This window comes from Chryseobacterium turcicum (assembly GCF_021010565.1).
GTDB lineage: Bacteria > Bacteroidota > Bacteroidia > Flavobacteriales > Weeksellaceae > Chryseobacterium > Chryseobacterium turcicum.
Genome location: NZ_JAJNAY010000001.1, coordinates 2,186,524 through 2,209,923 on the forward strand (window position 1 = coordinate 2,186,524; position 23,400 = coordinate 2,209,923).

A 23,400-nucleotide genomic window follows, 5' to 3' on the forward strand; every position below is an offset into this window, starting at 1 on the left:
ATTATTATTAAATTTAAAAAGAAAGTTTCAAATCTATTAGGCAATTCATTCATATTGAGTAATTAAATTAGAGCTTATTAAATAATCCACTAAGTCAATATTAATCTAAAAGCAACTAATTATATGTTTATTTTTGATAATTATAAAAAGTCCTATAATTTATATTATGTTAAATCGTGTATTTTTTTAGAAATTTAAATACTTCAATATCACCCATATAATTAATGTGACGTCGATTTTTTGAAAATACATTAATGATGAAAAATTTGCTTATACACGAAATATCCTATTATATTAACTAATCGTGTTTTAATAAATCATTCAAGCCATATTTATCGAAAAGTATTTTTCCGATTTCAAGTTTAGACCAACCTTCTTTTAGTTTGTAAGTAAATTTCAGTTCATTATCAATAAGAAAAGACTCCAGATTTAGCAACATAATATTTTTATTGTTGACTAAATAATTTTCAATCATATTTAAATGGGTCGAAAAAATAAACATTGAGTTTTTATATTTAGTTAATCCTTCAATCGTATCAACCGTTATTTTTGAGGCATCATTAATATTGGTCCCGTTAAATATTTCATCAAAAACTACGAAACAGTTTTTTGTCTTTAATTCCTGTAATACATTTTTTAGATTTACAATTTCCTGCATAAAATGACTGTAACCTTCTTTTAAATTATCGTTTACAGAAAAATGTAAAAATATACTTTCATAAAACGGAATGTTGCAATTTTCTGCCGGAACAGCAATTCCCAAATGAGCCAGCAATACAACAATACTGATTGACTTCATAGCGGTTGATTTACCAGACATGTTAGCTCCTGTAAAAATAATCGTGTTTTTCTCCGTCGTTGTAATTGTATTTTTAACCGCATCTTTTAAGTCTAGATGGTAAAAATTTTTAATGCTAAATGTTTTATCAGAATTAAATCTGGGAAATGTTAAATCGTATTTTTTAATTCCTTTCGCGATGCTTGAATAAACATCAAACATATAAAAGAAATTCCAAAATGATATAAAGTTTTTGTTTTTAACTTGAACTTCTATTTTAGACAAAATATTTTTCCTTTGTTTGAAATCTAAGACTTTATGATGATATTTATTTATGGATAAAGAATCAATAAATTGAATATATTTTTCAACTTCATCAGAATAATCTTTACATAAATCAGACTTCTGAAAGTTTTTTAAAATCAAACTAAAACGGTGAAAAAATTCGATAAATAAAGAAATATTATTATTCGTTTCTTTGAAAAAATCTCTGTACATAATACTCGTTAATAGATTATAATTTTCAAGATTTACTTCACCCAAAAACTTTTGAATCGATAAAACGATATTTTCACTACTCTTATAACCATCAATAAGTTGAAAATTTTCTAAAAACATTTTCAACTTATTCTGAGTGTATAAAGTTTGATTCTTATTAAAGCTTTTTTGATTGAAAAATGATGTTAAATACTGTTTAGATTTCCTGGTTTGGGTGAAATTAAAATGTGAAATTATTTCCGAAATATTCTCCATAACTCATTTGTGTTGATTGATTTAACCAGTTTTTTTATAGAAATTCTTAATTTTCAATAACTAAATCTGTAAACAATATCTGTTTAAAAGCTTCAGAAGCAAGATGTACCAGAACCGACCAATCGTCTGCAGCATCACTTCCTGCATCATCTGAAATATATTTTAAACATAAAAACGGAATATTTTCTCGCATGGCAATCAAGGCTAAAGGATAAGCTTCCATATCAATTACATTATATTCTGTATTGATATGATTCATCTCAAAACTGTCTCCACTTCCACAAATTCCTTCTTTTAGGTGGTCCATTTTCAATCCATTTTCCAAAACAATGGGAATGCCAGAAAGCGGAGTTTCAAATTTTTTGAAACCTAAGCCTTGAGCGTCCATATCTCTCTGAATAAATTTTGTACAGCAAATAACATCTCCTTTTTTGAAGCCGTTCCCTCCTGCTGAACCCAGATTGACAATCATTTTTGGCTTTTTTTCCTGAATCGCTTTTGTAAGTTCAATAGCTGCATTTACTTTTCCGATTCCGGTAATGAGTTTTCGGGTATGATCAAATACTTTTCCTGCCTCATAATCTAAGGCGAAAACAAAAAGCGTTTCAGAAATGGGATATGTCAGTTCTTTATTTAATGTAATCATGAAAATATATTATGTTAAATTGAGCAGCCATCTGCATCACACGAAAGATTGTTTTGAGATTGATCTTTAAATGGAACAACGGTTTCTTCGTAAGTCTGTGTCAACGCATTTTTCAAAACTTCAGCAGGTTGTGCCCCTGAAACAGCGTATTTACCATTCAAAATAAAAAACGGAACACCTGAAATTCCATTATTTCTAGCTTCTAATATATCCTGATTGATTTCGTAATTAAATTCTTCAGACTGCAACGATTTTTTTGCTTCTTCAGCATCAATTCCTAAAGAAACGGCTAGAGAAACTAGCGTATCAATATCTCCCACATTTTTTCCGTCTAAAAAGTGTGCTTTAAACAACTCCTCCTCCATTTCTGAAGATTGATTATGTTTTTTTGCTAAATGAAGAAGTTTGTGAGCTGTAAAGGTATTGGTAATCAAAGCTTTTTCAAAATTAAAATCAATTCCTGAAGCTTTTCCCATCTGTATCACCTGATTGGTCATTTGTTTTGCCTGCTCTTCAGGAAAACCTTTTTTTTCTCTGAAATATTCTGCGGTAGTTTTAGTTTCCGATTGTTCTAAAGTTGGGTCTAGCTGAAAGCTCTTCCACTCTACTTTTACTTCATCTTTGAATGGTAAATTTTCTAAAGCCTCTTCAAAATTTTTCTTTCCAATATAGCAAAACGGACACATCACATCCGACCAGATTTCTATTTTCATTTATTTTAAATTTACGTAAAGATAAGAATTCATTGAATGATTGCCGGGTTTTAAAAAGTAAAAAAATAAATTAATCACGATAGTTTTTTTCCATGAAATGTCGTAAAAGATTATATTTGGAACCTCTAAAAAATTCACGAAATAATGATTTCAAAAACGATAATTTCTAGCTTTCTTATTTTTTCTTTAAGCATCAATGCTTTTTCTCAAACTCAAAAAAACTTGCAAAATAAAATAGACAGCGTTGTTCAAATCAAAACTCCTACAACATTTAACGGCGTTATTTTGGTTTCTAAAAAAGGAAAAATGATTTATTCTAAAGCTTTTGGATTCTCTGATATTGAAAATAAAAAGGTTTTGAAAATGAATAATCAGTTTGAAATCATGTCAAACACCAAGCAGATGACTTCCGTTTTGGTGTTAAAAGAAGTTGAAAAAGGAAAGATTAATCTCCACACTCCTATCAAAAAATATTTACCCGAATTGAAACAGACTTGGGCAGATTCTGTGACTGTTCATCAGCTTTTGAATCATACCCATGGAATTATTGATATTGAAAAACCCCTAGCTTTCAAACCCGGAACTGATTTTAAATATGGAAATCTTTCGAATATTCTTTTAGGAAAAATCATTGAAAATACAAGCAAGAAAACATATCGTCAGTTAGCAACAGACTTATTCAAACAGTTAAAAATGAATGATACTTTTTGTTATTCTAAAGATGATAAAAAGAATCTTGTTTTTGGTTATATCAACAAAGAAAATCAATTTTCAAAAGTTGAAAATTCTTTTATTAATGAAGAAAATATACCTGCAGATGGCGTTATTACCACTGCAAAAGATTTAGTTATTTGGAATAATCAACTTCATAAAGGTAAAATATTAAGTGCAAAATCTTATCAATTGATGACTTCAGAATCTGTGAAATCTCAACATAATGTTTTTGGAAAAGAGAAAATGGGCTATGGATACAATATCAGAATTGCTGAACATAATGGTGTAAATTACCTCGGTCATACAGGTTTAGGTGATGGTTTTTCTTCATTGAATATTTACGTTCCAAAATCGGATGTGAGTATTATCATTCTTGAAAATCAAATGAATGAAAGCAGTGATTTGTTTTATTATTTTGAAACTTTGATTAAAAATATTGTTCTTGAAAGCGAATTGGTAAAGTAATCCGTAAAGTACATGACATTTTTTTTCAACCGCAAAAGCAACAAAAGATTTTACAATGGTTCAGTTATCCAAAAGCTAACAAAACAAAGGATAAAGGAAAGGTTTTACATTTTGTAAACTTTTGAACTTTTCTTTTTTCAATCATTTCTTTTGAAACTTTTGCGGTTAAAAAGCATTTTAAGTTTTTTTGTCATGTACTAAAAGTAATCTGTTATTAATTATTGTAATTTTTGAATCTAAATTAAAACATATGAAGTTCTATAAAGCATTATCTATTATTTTGTTTTTTTGCCTTTCATTATATGATGCGCAGGAACTTCCTAAGGAAACGTATTATCAATTTTCTTACCATAGAAATGTTGTATATGAAAATGATACGATTACTTTGAGTGTTAAAAATCCTTTATATTCTCCATTGAGAGTGAATATTTTTTCGGGCTATTTAAAAGAGAAAAATGTAATTGATGATACTATTAGATTAGTGATTAAAGAAAATTCAGAATCTAAAATTAAATTATTTGCAAAAAAATTGGAAAGCTCAAAGTTTGATTTTAAACTCAATACGGCATTTGGCGATGATAGTAAAACTATAAAGCATAACAATCTTGCACTACCCTTTCCAAAAGGTAAAGAGTATAGAATTATGCAGGCTAATAAAGGTGATTTCAGTCACAATAATGATTACAGCAGATACGCAGTAGATTTTGATATGAAAATTGGTGATACCATTACAAGTTCAGATGATGGTTTTGTAGTGGGAGTCATCAAAGATTATGAATTTGGAAAAGAAGATAAACAATGGATTCCTTATGCCAATTACATTACGATTTATCATCCTCACAGCGGATTATTTACACAATACGTGCATTTGAAAAAAGAGGGTAGCTTGGTAAAAGTGGGCGATGCTGTAAAAAGAAATCAGCCTATAGGTTTAAGCGGTGCGACTGGTTTTCGTTCTGGTGAACATTTGCATTTTAATGTTTTGATTCCTGAAAAAGGAAAGACTTTAAAATCTGTACCATTTCATTTTGAGCATAATATTTCTTCAAAAAGTCTGAAGCGAGGCATGAAAATTAAAAACCAATACGAATGAAGCCATCAATATTACCAAACATATTTTAATCAGAATATGAGCGGCTGAAATTCCATTTCTACTGCTCAATTTTTATTCTGAAATAGCGATTGAAACCAATAGAAAACGCGAACACAGAGCCGATGTTGGTTTAGGTATCGCTATCATTTTTGTATTGATTATTTTGATGATAGGTTTTATTACCGATTTTGTCATCAGAATTTCTAAAAAACAATATTCTATCGCAGTGATTGATGTGCCTTTTTTGATATTATTTTTAGTTCGGGTTTTATATATCTTTAGTTAGTTTTAAACAAAGTGTTTTATTGTCAATGTTTCGTTAAAAAAAACGTATAATTCATAAATAAATATTAATCTTTACACTGCGAAGAGATTTATATGTATTTTCGTATTATTAAACAAACTATATGAAAAGATTATTTAGAATCTCAGGAGCCTTCGTGCTTCTTCTAATTTCTCAAAACACTTTTGCTCAGGAAAAACAATCTGAAGATAAGATTGAATATAAAGGAGATAATGTAAAACAAAATGCTAAAGAGAAAACGATTATTTTACAGGGAAATGTAATGTTAAAAACAAAAAACATTTCTTTAGGAAACGCTGAAAAAGTTACCATTGACGAAAAAAATAGTACGGTAACTATTTATAATCCAAAAGATTTTAAAATACTACAAGCCAAAACCGTGTCAAAAACTGCACAGAGTAATAAAAATATCATCGTTTATAATACCAAAGAAGAAACAATTACTTTCCAATAAACTATTTTTCAAAAAAAAACCATGAAAATAAAATTCCCTATTCTGTCAATATTAATTACAGGATTATCTTTCGCACAATCTAATCAGTTTGTTTATGAATACAAATTTAAGATGGATTCTCTTAATCGAAATCAATCTGAAGTTGAAAATATGGTTCTGCAGACTTCTCCTAAAGGATCAAAATTTTACAGTCAGGTAAAAGCGGTTTATGATTCTACCATGACGGCTACATTTAAAAATGCAAATGCCACACAGCAGACTCATTTTGATTTTACCAAATTAATACAGTCGAAAGTAAGTACCGAAGTTATAAAAACCTATCCGGATTATAAGCGCACTTTAAAAAAAGAGATCAGTTCAAACCAATTATTGATTAATAATGATAAAAAATTAGATTGGAAAATTAGTAAGGAAAAGTCTAAGGTTTTAGGATATGACGTACAAAAAGCAACAACAACTTTGTATGGAAGAAAATGGAGTGTTTGGTTTGCTCCCGAAATCCCAATTCAGGATGGTCCGCACGAGTTTTTCGGTCTTCCTGGTTTGATTCTAAAAGCTGAAGATTCTAAAGGAGACCACATCTTTACGCTTGTTGGAACAAAAAAAACAGAAGTAAATTCTGATGAAATTATAAATAAAAAAACAAGAGAAATAGCAATAAACGAAGAGAAATTCAGGAAAATTTGGACTGAGTACAAGAAAGATCCAGTAAAAGATATGCGTCAAGATTTAGTTTCATCGGGAGGTTCAGCTGAAGTATCTATGACATTTGAAGGGAAAACTTATACTCAGGATGATGTGTTAAGATTAGTAGAAAAAGAAAGAAAAGAAGGGCTTCAGAAAAATAACAATTTCCTCGAACTCGATTTATACAGATAAAACACTTTTATAAATATTATTTCAAAAAAAGCATGGGCAAAGATGTCTGTGTTTTTTGTTTTATGATAATTTGATTTAAAATTAATCGCTCCGAAAGTCTTATTTGGTGTAAAAATAGATAGGTAATTGATAACACTCAATTCAAAAATATAAAATACCTAAATATGAAATCACCAAACAGTTTAGAAAAAAGAAGCCTTCGTGGGAAAACGGTCGTCGTTACCGGAGGAACCAGTGGCGTTGGAAGAGCAGCCGTTGAAGCTTTTGCTTTTGAAGGTTGCAACATCGTTATCGCAGCAAGAGGTCAGGAAGCTTTAGATGAAACATTAAAAATCTGCAAAGAATTAGGAGTAAATGCCATAGCAGTTTCCACAGATGTTTCGAAAGCAGAGGATGTAGAAAACCTTCTACAAACTGCTGTAAAAGAATTCGGACGAATTGATATCTGGGTAAATAATGCCGGAGTAATGGCAAGCGGAAAATTTGAAGAAATACCAATGGACCTTCATGAGCAGGTCGTTAAAACCAATCTCTTCGGATATATGCATGGAGCCTACTCGGTTTTACCACTTTTCAAAGAACAGAATGAAGGAATATTAATTAATAATATCTCGATTGGCGGATTTATGCCCGCTCCTTACAGCGCTGTTTATTCGGCAACAAAATTCGGAATCCGTGGGATGATGGAGTGTTTGCATGGTGAAATTTCAGATTATCCAGACATTCATATTGCGAATCTGTATCCGCAAATTCAGAGGTCAACGGGAAATATGCATTCGGCAAAGTTTTCAGGATTAGATTTTAAAATCCCTCCGTTTGCATCAGATCCAAGAGATACCGCAGACAAAATTGTACAATTAGCGAAAGAGCCACAGAAAGATTTATTTCCTGATATTAAATCGAAAGCATTGGTCAATTTATATGAAATGTTTCCAAAGGTAATTATCAATACCGCTTCCGCTGGAATGCGATTGATGATGAAACTTAAAAACGGAGAACCTACTTCCGGAAATGTACTTAAACCTTCATCAGAACCCCATCGAATTTATGGGGCAACCATCTTACCCATACCCGGAAAGAAAACAAAAATAGCTTTGATTGCCGGATTAGGTTTAGGAATAGCTTTTATGTTATTGAAATCGAGAAAATCAAATGATGATATTTACCTAGATGATTAATGGTCAACTTCCGTCAGTTCGAGTAAAATTCTGAAAGAATTTGTATCGAGAACCTTACTTGAAACCTAAAACGAGAATCTGTAAAAGATTCTCGTTTTTTATTGCTTAAATTTATTCGGAAAGCCGCCACTTCGAGTAGCTTTTGCAAAAAAAGCGTATCGAGAAGTTTATGCTTTTAAATTCGGTTCTCGATACATTTTTCTCCGCTTTTTGCTGCTAAAAAAACTTGAACTGACATTGGTTACCTTTATGTAGCCACCCTGTCAGAAATTCTTTGAATTTTCGCTACCCCTACAAAGGAGGGGAATTTTTTTTAAATTGCTGGATATTATTTTCGGGTTTATTTAATGTGGAATTTTTGGCTGCTTTTGCTAATTCATTAATATCTGCGTGCAACAGTTTCCAGTCTAAGACATCTTTCATCGCAGTGATAAGATTGATAAAAGATGTCAATATTTTTTCTAAATCTCTGCGAATTGCTGACGCAGTTTTCATCGTTCTGAGATTGGCATTGGCACTGGCCTGTTCTGAAAAAATCTGCTCGAAAGCTTCATGTTTAGATTTCATTTCATAAAAAGATGGTAATAGTAAAAGGGCATTTAGCTTTTGGATGTTTTCCGGAGTTTCAAGCTCTTCAATGAGCTTTTTCATCTGTGCGGTTTGGGAAGAGTAGCTCAGTTTGTCTAGATTGAGACTATATGTTTTGAAAATTTCAAATATATCTTCAGCAAATTGATAGTTGGGCATTAAGACCATTTTTCTATATCCGTTCAGGAAATTTTTAAAGTTTCTAAACGAAATATCTCGGTCTCTATCAGAATTTGCAACATCTGTTCCCCTACCACTGAATGTTTCTTTGGTGTAAACATCATCATAATCTGCATACGTTGTTTTGAGTTCTATAAGCAGCGGATGATTGGTAATAACGCCATATGTACCAGAATCTGAAGTGTTAATAATACGTTGAGTGAGCGTAGCCAAGTCTTTTGTGCTCAGCCTTGTTAAAGCAATTTTCATAATCAAGTGTGTTTTTGTTAAAAAATTATTTAAATATTTCAAGTATGAAGATACTCATTTTTTCATTCAGTAAAAACGATGGGTTTAAACTTTTCGTAGCAATACGAAGCGTTTAAACTTTCGGTTTGAATATTCTGTAGATGTACAGAGTATTTAATCTGACGGTTTAGAGATTCTGTAAAGGTACGGAGCGCTTAATCTTTGGGTTTGGACTTTCTGTAGATGAAGGTTTTGTTTAAACTAATAGTTTATGTTTTCTCAAGGGACTTGAGAGGTTAAATATGTTAGTAGAGATAATGATTTGAAATTAATCTTTAGTATTGAGCACGAGGAGACGCTCACACCAGTATCAAAGACAGCTTCCAACTCGTATTTCTTATGTAGTAATAACAAAAAAACCTGCTGTTGAGCAGGTTTTTCCATATATAAAAGTAAAACTATTAATGTCCAGATTTCGCATCAGCATCCTGCTTCACATGGCTTAAATATTTAGTACAATACGCACCAAAAATTAAAATCGCCACATAACAGAACACCGGAATAATAAATGATTGCTGTACTCCGAAAATATCAGCCAAATACCCCTGGAAAATAGGAACAATAGCACCACCTAAAATAGCCATTACGACTAATGAAGAACCTTGGCTTGTGTATTTTCCTAATCCTGAAATGGCCAATGTGTAAATATTAGAGAACATAATCGAGTTGAAAATTCCTATTCCTAAAATGCTGTACATTGCCATTTCACCGTGATTTACCATTGCTGAAATCAATAATATTACGTTGATTCCTGCAAAGATAGATAAGGTTCTTGCCGGAGCAGATTTCCCTACAAAGAATGCTACAAAATTTAAAGCAATAAACACTAAGAAGAAACTCATTTGTGAGAACGTAAGGTCAACAATACTGAATATCACAAGGAAAACCGCTGCTGCAGCGCCCAACATATATAATGCTTTCTTCTCTTGACTGATAGAATGATTTAATGAAATTGCGCCTAAGAAACGTCCAATCATTGCACCTCCCCAATACATTGAAAGGTAGTTTTTGCTTACGACTTCAGAAAGATTCATAATCTGAGGTTGTTCTAAAAAGCTGATGATAAAACTTCCTACCGCTACTTCCCCACCTACATAACAGAACATGGCAAAAACACCAAACTTTAAGTGATTGAATTTAAAAGCACCAAAACCTTTTTCAATTTCCTCTTCCGCTGTTTGGAAAGATGGTAATTTCACTCTTGAAATTAATAAAGCGACCAACAATAAAATTCCTGCAAAGATTAAATAAGGAATTCTTGTTGCTACAGCAGAGAATGAACCGTCTGCTGAAGAGAAGAATTCAAAAATTAAATGTCCGCCCAACACTGGAGCAATTGTTGTTCCGAATGCATTGAAGGCCTGCGTCATATTCAGTCGGCTTGATGCAGAATCTTCAGAACCTAAAAGTGAAACGTAAGCGTTTGCGGTAATTTGAAGAACCGTAAATCCTAATCCAAGAACGAATAATGCGCCTAAAAACAATCCGTAAGAAGAAAATGTTGCTGCCGGATAAAATAAAATGCATCCAAATGCCGCTAGAAAAATTCCAAAAAGAATTCCTTTTTTATAGCCTACTTTGTTGATGGGGTCTCCGCTTGATGTGGAAACCAGAAAATAAATTAATGAACCTATAAAATAAGCTCCAAAGAAACAAAACTGTACCAACATCGATTCGAAAAAGGTAAGTTTAAACAGCTGTTTCAGGTATGGGATAAGGATATCATTCATACAGGTGATGAATCCCCACATAAAAAATAAAAGGGTAATGGTAATCAAAGGAATGGTATAATTCCTTTTTGATTGTACTTCATTATCTATCATATACATTAAAATTAAAGGGCTAAGATAATCTCTTTTGTTGGTAATCTCTTAATTTGAGACAATAAATTTGATGTAAAGGGGCAATATTTTGGTAAAAAGGAATAATAATTCAATTAATTTCTAAAACTTTTTTTATTGAGAAATGCAGTCAAGAGAAACGATGGCGTTTACTTTTAAAATTTATTTGTGATAAAAATTAAGTTAAAAAATCCTAAAAATGGTTTCAAGTCCTCATTAATAGGTGAGTTTTAGATTTTAATGTTAAATTTGTGAAATTAAGTATTCACAAAAATTTTATGGATTCACAACAACAATTTTTAAAGAAATCTGAGGAGGCAAAAGACCTTTTTCTTCCACACCTTTCTGCAGACCCTGTAGTTTTTGGTTTTGACCAAAGTGAATTGAAGGTGCTTCTTCTTCAGATGACCTATCGCAAACAATGGCTTTTACCGGGCGGTTATGTGAAAAAAGAGGAAGATTTGGATGATGCCGCCAAACGGGTTTTAAAAGAAAGAGCAGGAATTTCAGATGTTTATTTGGAAGAGTTTGCTGTTTTTGGTAAAAATAAAAGAAGCGAATTTTATTTTGAAGATTTCGATGATTCTCTATGGCAGAAGCAGCGTTTCGTGTCTATAGGGTATTATGCTTTATACAATCCGGATAATGCAAATCTTATTGTAGATGAGCTTAGTGAAAAATGTGAATGGGTGTATCTAAGCAAGCTCAACGAAATTGAATTGGCAATGGATCACCGTGAAATTATAGAAAAAGCCTTGTTGACTTTACGCGAAAGAATTTCATATAAACCAATCGGTTATAATCTGTTACCCGAGAAATTTACCCTTTCAGAATTACAGAAATTATACGAAACAATTCTTGGAAAAGAGCTTAACCGCGGAAATTTTTACAGAAAAATAAAAAATCTTGAGATTCTCAGAAAATTAAATGAGCAACGTCGTGGCGGAGCTCACAAATCTCCCGACCTCTACTCTTTTGACGAAGAAAATTATAAAAAAGCCTTAGAAAACGGGCTAAATAATTGGTAAACTTTTTATTAAACCACAAAAGGCACAAAAGATTTAGATTAAAGCTTATTTTAAAATGAAAAAAGAACGCATAAGTTTTCAAAAATCTTTGATTTTTATTCTTTTAATAGCTTTGAATATCTAATTATATACATTTAAAATATCTTTTGACTTTTTTGCGGTTAGACAAAAATTAGTTTAAACAGCTTTAGTAATAAAAAAATCCTGAGTGAATCAGGATTTTTATTTTTTGTATTCAATTATATTTTTATAACAATTAACAATTAACAATTAACAATTAACAATTAACAATTTATAAGCTTAATTGTCTCTGAAATTCTTCAATATATTTTGCCAAATGAAGCCCATCTGCCAATCCGTGATGTGCCTCGATTGAAACAGGAAGATACTTCTTACCTTCACGAATGCTGAATTTTCCAAATGCAATCTTTGGTATAGATTCTTTAGGGTCAAAATTTGTCGGATGCAAAATGGTAGTAAATGAGTTCCAAGGGATTGTAGTATGTCTAATGTGATTAATGGGTAAGACATCGTTGCTTATTCCTAAACCTGTAGAATTTTGTACAGATTTAATTTCTTCTTGAAGTCTTTTGTTAAAAGTTTCAAAGTCTTGAGAATAGTGAAAAAATGAAAACCCAAATGTTCCGTCTGCTCTTCCAATTGTGCCTCCTACATGTACCTCATCATACAAAATCACTTGCCCGTCAACAATTCTGAGTTTTAATTCATCCACAGTATTTATTGCCACCATTGATTTATAAAGATAAATAGCATAAAAAGAATGACCTTCTTTTTTGGCTTTATCATAAGCTTTCGTGCAGTCTACCTCCGTTGTAAAGCCAAAATACGGGCTTTTCATTTTAGAAAAAAACTCAAAATGCTCTTTTCTGTTCCAACTTTCTACATCTATAACTTTCATTGATTTATTTTTTGCAAATTTCCGTAAGATTTATTAAATGTTGACTGATTAAATAGAGAAATTTTATTTTTTTAATTATCCTATAGAAGATAGTGTGTAGAGCAATTTGCAGAAAAGTCTTGAAAAGAAATAATTTGGTTAGGTTTTTGAATATTCAGAAATACACTAATCATCACGCTCTTGAAACTCATTACATTCACAAACAAAGGTATTTACTGTCCGCAAGGGAAATTCTATATTGACCCTTGGCGACCCGTAGATTTTGCGGTCATCACCCACGGTCACGCCGACCATGCAAGATGGGGAATGAAAAAATATCTTTGTCATCATTTTACAAAACCTATTTTAAAGAAAAGAATTGCCGAAGACATCGAATGTCAGACTTTACAGTATGGTGAAGTTTTAGATATCAATGGTGTAAAACTTTCGCTTCATCCTGCAGGTCATATTATTGGTTCAGCACAGGTTTGTCTGGAATATAAAGGTTATGTAAGTGTGGTTTCTGGAGATTATAAAATTCAGGATGATAGTTTAAGCACGCCTTTTGAAGTGGTAAAATGCAATGAATTTGTTACCGAAAGCACTTTCGGACTTCCGATTTACAATTGGCTGGAAGTGGATGATTTGAATAAAAAAATGCAAAATTGGGTTTTACGAAATCAGGAAAATCAAAAAACTTCCGTGTTCATTGGTTATTCATTGGGGAAAGCACAGCGAATTATGAAAGCCGTTGAAGGAATGGGAAAAATCCACGTCCACTACTCCATTGGTAAACTTAATCAGGCTTTTGAAGAAGTTGGAATTGTGCTTCCAGAGTATGAAATTCCTGATTTTCGGGAAAATATCAAACACGTTGCGGGCGATATTGTTATTGTTCCTCCGGCTTTATTAGACAGCAATGTCATTAAAAAAATTCCGGATGCGGCTATGGCAATTTGCTCAGGCTGGATGCAGGTTCGTGGTGCCAGAAGATGGCGAAGTATGGATGCTGGTTTTCCGATGAGCGACCATGCCGATTGGAAAGGTTTATTACAGGCTATAAAAGCCACAGAAGCTGAAATCGTTCACGTGACGCACGGACAAACTGAAGTTTTTTCTAAATACTTAAATGAAATAGGAATTAAATCTGATGTTGTGGAAACACTTTATGGAGATGATGACGAAGACGAAACTGATAAAAAAAATTGAAAATTAAAATTTTGACACTATAAAAAAGCTCCGTAGGAGCGACATATTTGTAGAAAATAATCGCAATAACGCATTTTAAGCTCCGTAGGAGCGACACTTTTACAGGGAATTGCTCGCAGCCCGGCTTGAACGGAGCTCTTTTTTTATTTGTTACTTTCGGCTACGCTCAGGCAACAAATAAAAAAAAGCGGGAGTGGAAGACGGAAATAGCTGCCCAAATTATTGAAATCATATTCTGAAACATCATTGATAATTTATGAAACATTTCGCAGAACTCATCAATGCTCTCGAAAGCACCAATAAAACAACCGCAAAAATTGATGCGATTGTAGATTATCTGGAACGTGCGCAGGATGATGATAAATTGTGGTTTATTGCTTTGTTTACAGGTAAAAGACCGAAACGAAATGTCAATACCAATTTTATGAAAGAATGGGCGTTGGAAATTGTGCAATTGCCATTTTGGTTATTTCAGGAAAGTTATTCTGCGGTTGGAGATTTGGGTGAAACGATTTCTCTCATTCTACCTCCACCAAAAGAAAAGATTGAAAAAACGTTATCTGAATGGATGCACGAAATTATAGATTTAAAAAATAAAACAGAAGCTGAGAAAAAAGATTTTGTTCTGAATTCCTGGAACGGTTTAGACTATACAGAACGACTGATTTTCAATAAATTATTAGGCGGAAGTTTTAGAATTGGTGTTTCATCAAAAACATTGATTAATGCTCTGACTAAATTTTCCGGACAGGAAGCAAGCACGCTCATGCACAGTTTGATGGGAAAATGGCAACCCGACGAAGTTTCATTTAAAGAATTAATTTCTGCTGAAAATATCAATCCCGATAATTCTAAACCTTATCCTTTCTGCTTAGCTTATCCTTTGGAAAAAGATGTAGAAGAACTTGGCAAACCCGATGAATGGCTTGTGGAATTTAAATGGGACGGAATTCGTGGGCAAATTATCAGAAGAAATGATGAAGTTTTTATTTGGTCTCGTGGTGAAGAATTGGTAACAGAACAGTTTCCTGAAATTGCAGAAACCATTCAGAATATGAAAGGGAATTTTGTTTTAGACGGGGAAATTCTAGCAGTAAAAGATGGAAATGTTTTAAATTTTAATGAATTACAAAAACGTCTTAATCGAAAAAATGTAACAAAGAAAATGCTTTCCGAAATTCCGATTGAAGTTTTTGTTTATGATATTTTGGAATTGGAAGGTACGAATGTAAGAGAAAAACCAATTTCTGCAAGACGAGCAATGCTGGAAGAATTATTGTTGAATGAAGCTCCTGAAAAAATCAAACTTTCCCCATCAATTGACTTTGAAAAATGGGAAGATTTAAATCAAATAAGAGAAAATTCCAGGGAAATTAATAGTGAAGGATTAATGCTGAAACAGAAAAATTCACCTTATCATTCCGGACGCAAAAAAGGCGATTGGTGGAAATGGAAAATAAGCCCTTTAACGATTGATGCGGTCTTAATCTATGCTCAAAAAGGAAGTGGAAGGCGAAGTGCTTACTACACCGATTATAGTTTTGCAGTAAAAAGCGGAGATAAATTAGTGACGATTGCCAAGGCATATTCCGGATTAACTGATAAAGAAATTATGGAAGTCAGCAAGTTTGTCAACAAAAATGCAATTGAAAAATTTGGTCCGGTCCGTACCGTAAAGCCAGAATTGGTTTTTGAGATTGCTTTTGAAGGAATTGGTTTCAGTAATCGTCACAAAAGCGGTGTTGCATTACGTTTTCCAAGAATTTTGCGTTGGCGAAAAGATAAAGCAGTGGACGAGATTGATGATATTGAAGAGATAAAGAAACTGATACAATAACTTTAAAAAATTTAACCACAAAAGGTACAAAAGTTTTTTTATTAGAGTTATAATTCTTCTTTTTTAAAGTTCAAATAAGGCGATGCAAAACTTTATGAATTAATGTTCAAGAACAAAAAATTAAGATTTCAACATAATACAGATTGTGCGTATAACTTTTTTGGACTTTGATTTAACTTAAAATTTAACACAAATGCTTTTGTGACTTTTGTGGTTTAAAAAAATAATTTGAAAACATTCGAAAATACAGAAGGCTTTAAAATCATTCAAAACTGGATGATGGAAAAATCGATTTCACCATTCAAATTTCAAATTGATACCTGGAGAAAATTTGGAAATGGTTATAGCGGAATGGTTGTCGCTCCGACGGGCTTTGGGAAAACATTTTCTGTATTTTTAGCGTTGATTTCAGATTTTCTGACAAACCCCGACAAATACAAAAAAGGACTGAAAATGATTTGGGTTACCCCACTCCGTTCACTTTCAAAAGATATCGCCAAAGCAATGCAGGAAGCAATTGACGAAATTGGATTAGATTGGGCAGTTGGCGTGAGAAACGGAGATACAGACCCAAAAGTACGTCAACAACAGGTAAAGAATATGCCTGAAATTCTTGTAGCAACACCTGAAAGTTTACATCTTCTTCTCGGACAAAAAAATCATCAGAGATTTTTTCTGAACCTGCAAAGTATTGTGATTGATGAATGGCACGAATTATTAAGCTCAAAAAGAGGCGTTATTGTTGAATTGGGGATTTCTCAATTGAGGAAATATGTTTCCAAACTAAAAATCTGGGGAATTACCGCAACCATTGGAAATCTTGATGAAGCAATGGAAGTTCTGATTCCTTATCCTATCAAAAAAACAAAAATCTCAGCGAAGCAACATAAAAAGATTGATATTATTCCGGTTTTTCCTGATGAAGTGGAGATTTTGCCTTGGGCAGGACATCTCGGGCATAAATTAGCTTATAAAGTGGTTCCGATTATTTTAGAATCAAAATCAACAATTGTTTTTACCAATACCCGAAGCCAGAGTGAAATGTGGTATCAATTATTATTGGATGCACATCCTGATTTTGCCGGACAGATTGCAATTCATCACAGTTCGATTGATGCTCATTTAAGAAGCTGGATTGAAGAAAACCTGAGCAACGGAAAATTAAAAGCAGTTGTTTCTACCTCATCTTTAGATTTGGGAATTGATTTTAAACCTGTTGATACGGTGATACAAATAGGTTCTGCGAAAGGTGTTGCAAGGTTTTTACAAAGAGCCGGACGAAGTGGCCACTCTCCTTTTGAAACTTCAAAAATTTATTGTGTTCCTACCCATTCTTTAGAATTGATTGAAGTGGCTGCTTTGAAAGAAGCCGTCAAACAAAATGTAATTGAACCTCGTGAGCCACAGGTTTTGTGTTTCGATGTTTTAGTTCAGTTTTTAATGACATTGGCAATTGGGGACGGTTTTTATCCTGAAGAAACGTTTGAAAGGATTAAACAAATTTATGCTTTTCAGGAAATGCGTGATGAAGAATGGAAAGAAATTATCGATTTTCTCACCATTGGCGGAACTGCGCTGAAAAACTACGAAGAATACCATAAAGTTGTGGTAATGGAAGATGGTTTGCACAAAGTCATTTCGAGAAAAATTGCGATGCTTCATCGGATGAATATGGGCGCAATTGTGAGTGATGCGATGCTCAAAGTAAAATTTATTTCAGGCGGATATATCGGTATGGTGGAAGAATATTTTATCTCAAGACTCAAAAAAGAAGAGAAATTTATTTTAGCGGGAAGAGTTCTGGAAGTGGCAATGATAAAAGATATGACGGTTTTTGTGCGGGCTTCTAAAGGAAAAGCGAAAGCTCCAAGTTATCTGGGCGGAAGATTGCCTTTAAGTTCAAACCTTGGATATTTTTTAAGAGAGAAACTTTCTGGGGCGTTAAATCCTAAAGCTTCAGAAAAGGAATTGAAATTTCTGCATCCGCTTTTAGTTAATCAAGAAGAAAGGTCTCATATTCCTAAAGAAGATGAATTTTTGGTGGAAATGATTAAAAACCGGGAAGGATATCATCTATTTATCTATCCTTTTGAAGGTCGTTTGGTACACGAAGTGATGGCGGCTTTGGTTGCGTATCGGATTTCAAAATTAGCTCCGATTTCGTTTTCAATGGCAATGAATGATTATGGTTTTGAATTATTTAGTGATAAAGAAATTCCGTTGAATGAAGATAATCTGGAGAAAATATTGACGAGAGAAAATCTGATGACTGATGTTATTTCGAGTATCAATTCTGCAGAAATGGCAAGAAGAAAATTTAGAGATATTGCGGTAATTTCAGGGATGGTCGTTCAAAATTTTCCGGGACAACAACGTTCTAATAAAGCTTTGCAAAGTTCTGCTGGATTGATTTTTAAAGTGTTGGAAGATTATGATCCAAATCATTTTCTTGTGAGGCAGGCCTATACAGAAGTTTTTAATATGCAATTACAGGAACAACGTTTGGTGGAAGCTTTCAAAAGAATTGAAAAATCTAAACTTATCTTAAAATATTCCACTCAATTTACGCCATTGAGCTTCCCGATAAAAGTTGACAGTTTACGACAGACTTTGACAAGTGAAAATCTAGATGTGAGAATTCAAAAATTAATAAAACAGTCGGGAAGAAATATTAAAGATGAATGATTCAATCATTAAAATTATTTATCGAGTTTGTCATTCTAAAAGAACCTAAACTACTGATATTCTTTCAGAATGACAAACCAACATTACAAAACTCTATGAACATAGCGACAAAAAATATAACCATTCAAAACGAAATTTTCACCTTAACCAATCAGCGAGCTCTGTTTTGGGAGAAAGAAAAAGCATTGATTTTTTCGGATTTGCATATTGGTAAAACGGCACATTTTCGAAAAAATGGAATTGCTTTAGCCAATCAAATTATGAAAAATGATTTGGAGCGACTTTCCATTCTGATAGAATATTTTAAGCCAGAAAAATTTATCATTGTCGGAGATTTACTTCACGCTGGAGATAATTCTGATGTCGATGATTTTTGCAATTGGAGAAATCAATATCCGGAGTTAAAATTTCATTTAATTGAAGGCAATCACGACAGAATTTCAAAAAAGCTGGAATCAAAATTAGGTTTACATTCTAAATTAAAATCTTTAGAAATTGATGCTTTTACCTTTGTTCACGATTTTGAAAAATCAAATTCGAAGTTTCAGATTTCGGGTCATATTCATCCAGGATTTGTTATCAATTCACCTGTTAGAAAAATAAAGCTTCCTTGTTTTGTAATCACAGAAAATCAATTACTACTTCCTGCTTTCAGTGAATTTACAGGTCTGGATACAAAAAATCTCCCTAAAAAAGGAAGATTCTATGTTTTTACTGATGCGGAAATTTATGAGGTTTAATTTTTAAAGCTGATCAAACCATTTATAAATATCAGTATCTGAAGAAATACTAAGTTTTTTTCTTAATCTGTTTTTTCTATTTTGAATTGCCTTTGGTGTTACAAATGTGTAGAGAGCGACCTCTTTGGTACTCAATCTCAATTTGAGATAAATACAGAAAATGATTTCAGAATTTTGCAAATTTGAATTAATTACTGCAAGGTTTTCAAAAAAATCGGGATATGCAGATTTGAATTTGCTTAAAAGACGCGGCGAATTTTGTTTTGCTAATCTAATGATTTCTTCGTCTTCTAAGATTTTTACGCTGTAGTGTTCTGCGTTAAAGTTTTGTGTTGTTTCTATATTTCTATTCATAATGTGGCAGAATTTTTCTCTATCATTATCAAAAACTTCGGTAAAGCTTTGATTTGATTAACGTTCTTATTATCATTTTTTTAATTATTGATGCAGAATCATATTTTTTTTAAATTCTTGATTCAAATGTATCAGAATTTTCATATTGCTTTTTATGATTCTAATCAATATTTATATTTTTTCGGATAACTAAAATAATATCTATTTGATATTTTATGTTGAGCAATTATTATAATGCTTGTTATTTTGTGTGGTATCTGTGTGGTAGGTAAATAATTCACTTTTGTATAAAATTATTCTTTCTTTACATCTCTAAAAATCTTGCCATTATTATGTTTTTAGTATAATAATGATATTTTTTAGATGTAATTAATCCCTATAATATGATAAATGAAGATGTTTTGTTTTCTTTTGGAGCCGATTTGAAAACGTATGATTCTGATGATTTTATTTTTTCTGAAGGTGAAGTTCCTGGCTTCTTTTTCCTGATTTCTAAAGGAAAAGTGAAATTAAATAATTATAATGAAGGTGGTAAAGAGTTTATTCAGGGAATACTTTTACAAGGTCACAGTATAGGCTCATCTTCCCTTTTTACTGAAAAATCTTACCCTATCAATGCGGTTGCTATAGAAGAATCTGAAATTATAAGATTACCTAAAGCTCAGTATTTACAGCTTTTACAACAACATCCCGAAAATTATTTTACAACGATGCAGAGTCTTTCAGAACATTTGCATTACAAGTTTTTGATGATGCAGAGCATGGCTTTTCAAAAACCTGCTCAGAAACTTTTAACTTTAATGAATTATCTAAAAGATTATTATCAAAATCAGTCACAATACTCACTCCAGATTCTTTTAACGAGACAACAGCTCGCGTCGCTTACCGGATTAAGTGTAGAGACCGTTATCAGAGAGATAAAAAACATGGAGAAAGAAGGGATTTTAAAAATTAAAAACAGAAAAATTTTTTATTAGTTTTAAGTAACATTCTTATCCAATTGTTTAAATTTTGGCTTTTTCCTTCAAAGTTTATTTTAAAATTAAAATTTTATTAATCTCACTTTTAAAACATCCTAATATAAACTCGGTATAGTATTGCTGTGCTCCCAATGCTTGTGTTTTGGGATGTAGTTCCAGCTTTTTAGATAAAATAATTTCCCCTTTATAGGCAAAAGAATAATACGAAAATATTTTGTAGGTAGAATTTCTGCTTGGGTTAGCATAGCCTGTAACCGCAATAGACCAGTCGGTTTCAAACAATTTGGCTACATTAAGCGCCATCGTTTCTGCAATTTGCTCAGAGACGCTATCACATGTGCTACCTTCTTCAAAATCTACATTCAAAAGTTTTGTTTTTGGTTCTAATGTGTACGCTGTAATTCCGCCTTTATAAAATAATGCGGCATTTGGCATTTGTGAAAAAGCGAGTTGAAAAAGCCCTGAAGTGACACTCTCAGCGATAGAAATACTTTCATTGGTTGTAATCAATGCTTCGCTGATATAATTGAGTAAGTTTTGTTGAAATTCCATAAGATTTTGTTTTTAGGGAGGTGATGATTGAATACTTTCATATCTTTTACATTATATTTCTTGATTTTGAAGATGATTTATCTTAATAATCAATTTCATATAAAGTCTTCTCAGAATCTGAGATTTAAAACGACATCCGTTAAAGTCTTATGGGGTAAAATAGAATTTTTCTGTTTTCATAGTAGTCTGTTAATTTAGGTGGCGGTTTCTTATTATAATAAAAGATATCAAATATACTTAAGTCAGGAGGCATCAATTTATGATTTGAGTCCTATCTTAATAATATATTTTGCGGTCTTCAATTTTCAGCAGATTTTCTTTTTCCATTTTTTTAATGGTTCTGATGATGGTTTCTACACGCAGACCGGTAAGGTCGGCAATTTGCTGTCTTGTAAGCTTTATATTAAAAGCATGTTGGTCTTCACAATCGGTATAACTTCTAAGGTAATTAAAAAGACCAAGAATTCTTGCAGAAGGCTGTTGCGAGACCATATCATGTATCATTTGCATTTTAAAATAAAGACGATGCGATAAACATGCATTTATTTCTAATGAAACATGAGGATTTTCCTTTACCAAATCGATGAAATTTTTTCTTGGTAATATGATAACTGTCGCGGGTTTCAGAGCATAGGCATTCACCGTGTATTTTTTTTCTATAAATAAATGTGCATCTCCAAAGCTCTGCCCTTTTCCTAAAATATTATGTATAAATTCTTTTCCTTCTTCACTGTAAGTATTAACCTTTACTACACCTTCTACAATCTGATAATAAAAATTTGGCGAGTCGCCTTCTCTAAAGATAATCTCTTTTTCTTTGTAAGTTTTAATTTCAGCGTGGTAAGATTTCAGCAATTGCTCGTCAATCTTCATACAACTTATAGTTTTCATGGTATAAAAATTTTTATCATTGGCATACAGTATTATCTGTAAATTTATTTTACTGTAGGATTTTGTAATCGCATATTTTGTGCCAAAATTTGTTTAAAATAAAGCTTACAAAAATAAAATTCGTTCATTTTAATCTATAATTCAGTTATTTAGAGTAAAAGTAGATGGAAAAATTAGATTATGTTTTTACGATTACTTATTTTAAAATTATGCGGCGTGCATAACAATTTTATAAATTTAGCATCTATGAAAGTTATTTTTTATGATTGTAATCATAAATTCTATTGAATTTTGATTGTTTATTCATAATAATGTGTATTTTTAATTTCTTTTACAGATAAATTGATTTTATTTTGAATATTTTATATTTTTGGTTAGGTTTTTGAAGTGACCAATATTCATAGAATTTTTATTCTAAAATACACCAACCAAAAATATATTAATATGTCAACAGAAAATTTGAATCACACAGAAGCTGTAAAGAAAATCAAAGAACTTTCAGAAAAAGCTAAAATTTGTATGTTTTGCACTAATCTCGAAAGTTTACCGATTAATACCCGACCGATGGGGCTTCAGGAAACTGATGACGACGGAAATCTATGGTTTATTAGCAGTGAAACCAGTAATAAAAATTTTGAAATAAAAGATGACAAAAGAGTGCAGCTTTTATTTATGAATAATTCAAACTCAGAATATCTTTCTATATTTGGTGAAGCTACCATTTACAAAGATAAATCGACGATTGAAGAAAAATGGTCAGCAATGGCAAATGCATGGTTTGACGGAAAAGATGACCCCAATGTTTCCATCATCCGAGTAATTCCAAAAGACACCTATTATTGGGATACGAAAGCTGGAAAATTGGTAAGCCTGCTAAGTTTTGTAACAGCAGCGGTTACCGGAAATAAAACCGATAATTCTGACGGTGTAGAAGGCAATGCAACTATTTAATTTTTAAAATATAATTCCTTACTTAAAAAACTATAAAATCATGATATTTGAAGATGACCCACACGCTGTTGTTCATGAAACGAATAACAAACCTTTAAGCAATTTTGCGATGATTACTCAGGTAATTCAATTCACCGGAGACAAATCTTTTATCTTAAATTCTTTACAGAAAATAAAGAACAGTACGATTTGTGAAATTAAAAGGAAGGTAATCGAAAAATTTATTCATGAATATTCCGTAAATTTTACAGGATATGTAGAAAACGATTATTATCAGTTTCAATCTGAAGGTTATCAATTGTCACCTGCCTATGCAAAGCAGTCTTACGAAAAAGTTTTAAGAGAACAGGAATATCTCAATAGAATAATCACCACACTAAACAACGATTAATTGTGTGGCG

General features: G+C 32.0%; 22 protein-coding genes. 13 read left to right on the forward strand and 9 right to left on the reverse strand.

All coding sequences use genetic code 11. The features are described from left to right. Nucleotides 1–298 precede the first annotated feature (298 nt). From LO744_RS09925 to LO744_RS09935, 3 genes are read right to left on the reverse strand one after another with little or no spacing between them, the layout of a single operon-like run. A complete protein-coding gene (locus LO744_RS09925; protein ID WP_230669026.1) occupies nt 299–1,531 on the reverse strand; it encodes a MutS-related protein in 1,233 nt (410 codons plus the stop codon). Nucleotides 1,532–1,577: 46 nt separating this feature from the next. After that, the gene (locus LO744_RS09930; protein ID WP_230669028.1) at nt 1,578–2,177 is read right to left on the reverse strand and encodes a 5'-methylthioadenosine/S-adenosylhomocysteine nucleosidase family protein; all 600 of its coding nucleotides are present in this window, start codon (nt 2,175–2,177) and stop codon (nt 1,578–1,580) included. 14 nt (nt 2,178–2,191) lie between these two features. Then, complete coding sequence (locus LO744_RS09935; protein WP_230669030.1) at nt 2,192–2,890, reverse strand: DsbA family oxidoreductase; 699 nt, start codon at nt 2,888–2,890, stop codon at nt 2,192–2,194. Between the two features lie 144 nt (nt 2,891–3,034). Here LO744_RS09935 and LO744_RS09940 point away from each other — a divergent pair, with 144 nt between their 5' ends. The 5 genes from LO744_RS09940 (at nt 3,035) to LO744_RS09960 (ending at nt 7,977) form a co-directional block, all read left to right on the forward strand. Further along, the gene (locus tag LO744_RS09940) at nt 3,035–4,069 is read left to right on the forward strand and encodes a serine hydrolase domain-containing protein (protein ID WP_230669032.1); all 1,035 of its coding nucleotides are present in this window, start codon (nt 3,035–3,037) and stop codon (nt 4,067–4,069) included. Nucleotides 4,070–4,319: 250 nt separating this feature from the next. Continuing rightward, on the forward strand, nt 4,320–5,162 hold the full coding sequence (locus tag LO744_RS09945) for a M23 family metallopeptidase (protein WP_230669033.1): 843 nt from the start codon (nt 4,320–4,322) through the stop codon (nt 5,160–5,162). 407 nt (nt 5,163–5,569) lie between these two features. Beyond that, nucleotides 5,570–5,920 carry a hypothetical protein gene (locus LO744_RS09950; protein ID WP_230669035.1) on the forward strand — a complete coding sequence of 117 codons (351 nt, stop codon included), beginning with the start codon at nt 5,570–5,572 and terminating at the stop codon, nt 5,918–5,920. Nucleotides 5,921–5,941: 21 nt separating this feature from the next. Further along, on the forward strand, nt 5,942–6,799 hold the full coding sequence (locus LO744_RS09955; RefSeq protein WP_230669037.1) for a GLPGLI family protein: 858 nt from the start codon (nt 5,942–5,944) through the stop codon (nt 6,797–6,799). Nucleotides 6,800–6,963: 164 nt separating this feature from the next. Further along, nucleotides 6,964–7,977 carry an SDR family NAD(P)-dependent oxidoreductase gene (locus tag LO744_RS09960; protein WP_230669039.1) on the forward strand — a complete coding sequence of 338 codons (1,014 nt, stop codon included), beginning with the start codon at nt 6,964–6,966 and terminating at the stop codon, nt 7,975–7,977. Nucleotides 7,978–8,268: 291 nt separating this feature from the next. Here the strand turns inward: LO744_RS09960 and LO744_RS09965 are convergent, their stop codons facing one another. Then, entirely contained in the window at nt 8,269–8,994 is a 726-nt protein-coding gene (locus LO744_RS09965) for a DUF6261 family protein (protein ID WP_230669041.1), read from the reverse strand. A gap of 440 nt (nt 8,995–9,434) precedes the next feature. After that, nucleotides 9,435–10,856: a sugar MFS transporter gene (locus LO744_RS09970; RefSeq protein ID WP_230669043.1), complete on the reverse strand. Its 1,422-nt coding sequence runs from the start codon at nt 10,854–10,856 to the stop codon at nt 9,435–9,437. A gap of 296 nt (nt 10,857–11,152) precedes the next feature. Here LO744_RS09970 and LO744_RS09975 point away from each other — a divergent pair, with 296 nt between their 5' ends. After that, a complete protein-coding gene (locus LO744_RS09975; RefSeq protein ID WP_230669045.1) occupies nt 11,153–11,902 on the forward strand; it encodes an NUDIX hydrolase in 750 nt (249 codons plus the stop codon). A 292-nt stretch (nt 11,903–12,194) separates the two neighbouring features. Here LO744_RS09975 and LO744_RS09980 read toward each other — a convergent pair whose 3' ends face one another. Continuing rightward, nucleotides 12,195–12,821, reverse strand: coding sequence for a CatA-like O-acetyltransferase (locus LO744_RS09980; protein ID WP_230669047.1), 627 nt, complete (start codon nt 12,819–12,821; stop codon nt 12,195–12,197). 180 nt (nt 12,822–13,001) lie between these two features. On the opposite strand from LO744_RS09980, the gene LO744_RS09985 reads away from it, so the two are divergent. From LO744_RS09985 to pdeM, 4 genes are all read left to right on the forward strand, one after another. Continuing rightward, entirely contained in the window at nt 13,002–14,009 is a 1,008-nt protein-coding gene (locus tag LO744_RS09985) for a ligase-associated DNA damage response exonuclease (protein WP_230669049.1), read from the forward strand. A gap of 256 nt (nt 14,010–14,265) precedes the next feature. After that, nucleotides 14,266–15,846, forward strand: coding sequence for an ATP-dependent DNA ligase (locus tag LO744_RS09990; RefSeq protein ID WP_230669051.1), 1,581 nt, complete (start codon nt 14,266–14,268; stop codon nt 15,844–15,846). A gap of 228 nt (nt 15,847–16,074) precedes the next feature. After that, the gene (locus LO744_RS09995) at nt 16,075–18,531 is read left to right on the forward strand and encodes a ligase-associated DNA damage response DEXH box helicase (protein WP_230669053.1); all 2,457 of its coding nucleotides are present in this window, start codon (nt 16,075–16,077) and stop codon (nt 18,529–18,531) included. Continuing rightward, nucleotides 18,528–19,271, forward strand: a complete 744-nt coding sequence (pdeM, locus tag LO744_RS10000) for a ligase-associated DNA damage response endonuclease PdeM (RefSeq protein WP_230669055.1) — start codon at nt 18,528–18,530, stop codon at nt 19,269–19,271. Before LO744_RS09995 ends, pdeM begins: the two co-directional genes overlap by 4 nt. A gap of 3 nt (nt 19,272–19,274) precedes the next feature. On the opposite strand, the gene LO744_RS10005 is transcribed toward pdeM, so the two are convergent. After that, entirely contained in the window at nt 19,275–19,625 is a 351-nt protein-coding gene (locus LO744_RS10005; protein ID WP_230669056.1) for a hypothetical protein, read from the reverse strand. A gap of 383 nt (nt 19,626–20,008) precedes the next feature. Between LO744_RS10005 and LO744_RS10010 the strand changes: the two genes are divergently transcribed. Continuing rightward, complete coding sequence (locus tag LO744_RS10010; RefSeq protein ID WP_230669058.1) at nt 20,009–20,602, forward strand: Crp/Fnr family transcriptional regulator; 594 nt, start codon at nt 20,009–20,011, stop codon at nt 20,600–20,602. Between the two features lie 54 nt (nt 20,603–20,656). Here LO744_RS10010 and LO744_RS10015 read toward each other — a convergent pair whose 3' ends face one another. Both LO744_RS10015 and LO744_RS10020 read right to left on the reverse strand, forming a co-directional pair. Continuing rightward, nucleotides 20,657–21,157 carry a CinA family protein gene (locus LO744_RS10015; protein WP_230669060.1) on the reverse strand — a complete coding sequence of 167 codons (501 nt, stop codon included), beginning with the start codon at nt 21,155–21,157 and terminating at the stop codon, nt 20,657–20,659. 276 nt (nt 21,158–21,433) lie between these two features. Further along, nucleotides 21,434–22,048 (reverse strand): Crp/Fnr family transcriptional regulator, encoded by a 615-nt coding sequence (locus LO744_RS10020; RefSeq protein WP_230669062.1) that lies wholly within the window; start codon nt 22,046–22,048, stop codon nt 21,434–21,436. A 444-nt stretch (nt 22,049–22,492) separates the two neighbouring features. Between LO744_RS10020 and LO744_RS10025 the strand changes: the two genes are divergently transcribed. Further along, nucleotides 22,493–22,999, forward strand: coding sequence for a pyridoxamine 5'-phosphate oxidase family protein (locus LO744_RS10025; RefSeq protein ID WP_230669064.1), 507 nt, complete (start codon nt 22,493–22,495; stop codon nt 22,997–22,999). Nucleotides 23,000–23,039: 40 nt separating this feature from the next. After that, nucleotides 23,040–23,390: a hypothetical protein gene (locus tag LO744_RS10030; protein ID WP_230669066.1), complete on the forward strand. Its 351-nt coding sequence runs from the start codon at nt 23,040–23,042 to the stop codon at nt 23,388–23,390. Nucleotides 23,391–23,400 lie beyond the last annotated feature (10 nt).

Excerpts from the sequence above, each read along its gene's own strand:
- LO744_RS09940 (WP_230669032.1), top strand. The coding sequence starts at position 3,035 with ATGATTTCAAAAACGATAATTTCTAGCTTTCTTATTTTTTCTTTAAGC.
- LO744_RS09980 (WP_230669047.1), bottom strand. The coding sequence starts at position 12,821 with ATGAAAGTTATAGATGTAGAAAGTTGGAACAGAAAAGAGCATTTTGAG.
- LO744_RS09975 (WP_230669045.1), top strand. The coding sequence starts at position 11,153 with ATGGATTCACAACAACAATTTTTAAAGAAATCTGAGGAGGCAAAAGAC.
- pdeM (WP_230669055.1), top strand. The coding sequence starts at position 18,528 with ATGATTCAATCATTAAAATTATTTATCGAGTTTGTCATTCTAAAAGAA.
- LO744_RS09925 (WP_230669026.1), bottom strand. The coding sequence starts at position 1,531 with ATGGAGAATATTTCGGAAATAATTTCACATTTTAATTTCACCCAAACC.
- LO744_RS09935 (WP_230669030.1), bottom strand. The coding sequence starts at position 2,890 with ATGAAAATAGAAATCTGGTCGGATGTGATGTGTCCGTTTTGCTATATT.
- LO744_RS09990 (WP_230669051.1), top strand. The coding sequence starts at position 14,266 with ATGAAACATTTCGCAGAACTCATCAATGCTCTCGAAAGCACCAATAAA.
- LO744_RS09950 (WP_230669035.1), top strand. The coding sequence starts at position 5,570 with ATGAAAAGATTATTTAGAATCTCAGGAGCCTTCGTGCTTCTTCTAATT.
- LO744_RS10010 (WP_230669058.1), top strand. The coding sequence starts at position 20,009 with ATGATAAATGAAGATGTTTTGTTTTCTTTTGGAGCCGATTTGAAAACG.
- LO744_RS09965 (WP_230669041.1), bottom strand. The coding sequence starts at position 8,994 with ATGAAAATTGCTTTAACAAGGCTGAGCACAAAAGACTTGGCTACGCTC.
- LO744_RS09960 (WP_230669039.1), top strand. The coding sequence starts at position 6,964 with ATGAAATCACCAAACAGTTTAGAAAAAAGAAGCCTTCGTGGGAAAACG.
- LO744_RS09930 (WP_230669028.1), bottom strand. The coding sequence starts at position 2,177 with ATGATTACATTAAATAAAGAACTGACATATCCCATTTCTGAAACGCTT.
- LO744_RS10020 (WP_230669062.1), bottom strand. The coding sequence starts at position 22,048 with ATGAAAACTATAAGTTGTATGAAGATTGACGAGCAATTGCTGAAATCT.
- LO744_RS10015 (WP_230669060.1), bottom strand. The coding sequence starts at position 21,157 with ATGGAATTTCAACAAAACTTACTCAATTATATCAGCGAAGCATTGATT.
- LO744_RS10030 (WP_230669066.1), top strand. The coding sequence starts at position 23,040 with ATGATATTTGAAGATGACCCACACGCTGTTGTTCATGAAACGAATAAC.
- LO744_RS09955 (WP_230669037.1), top strand. The coding sequence starts at position 5,942 with ATGAAAATAAAATTCCCTATTCTGTCAATATTAATTACAGGATTATCT.
- LO744_RS10005 (WP_230669056.1), bottom strand. The coding sequence starts at position 19,625 with ATGAATAGAAATATAGAAACAACACAAAACTTTAACGCAGAACACTAC.
- LO744_RS10025 (WP_230669064.1), top strand. The coding sequence starts at position 22,493 with ATGTCAACAGAAAATTTGAATCACACAGAAGCTGTAAAGAAAATCAAA.
- LO744_RS09970 (WP_230669043.1), bottom strand. The coding sequence starts at position 10,856 with ATGATAGATAATGAAGTACAATCAAAAAGGAATTATACCATTCCTTTG.
- LO744_RS09945 (WP_230669033.1), top strand. The coding sequence starts at position 4,320 with ATGAAGTTCTATAAAGCATTATCTATTATTTTGTTTTTTTGCCTTTCA.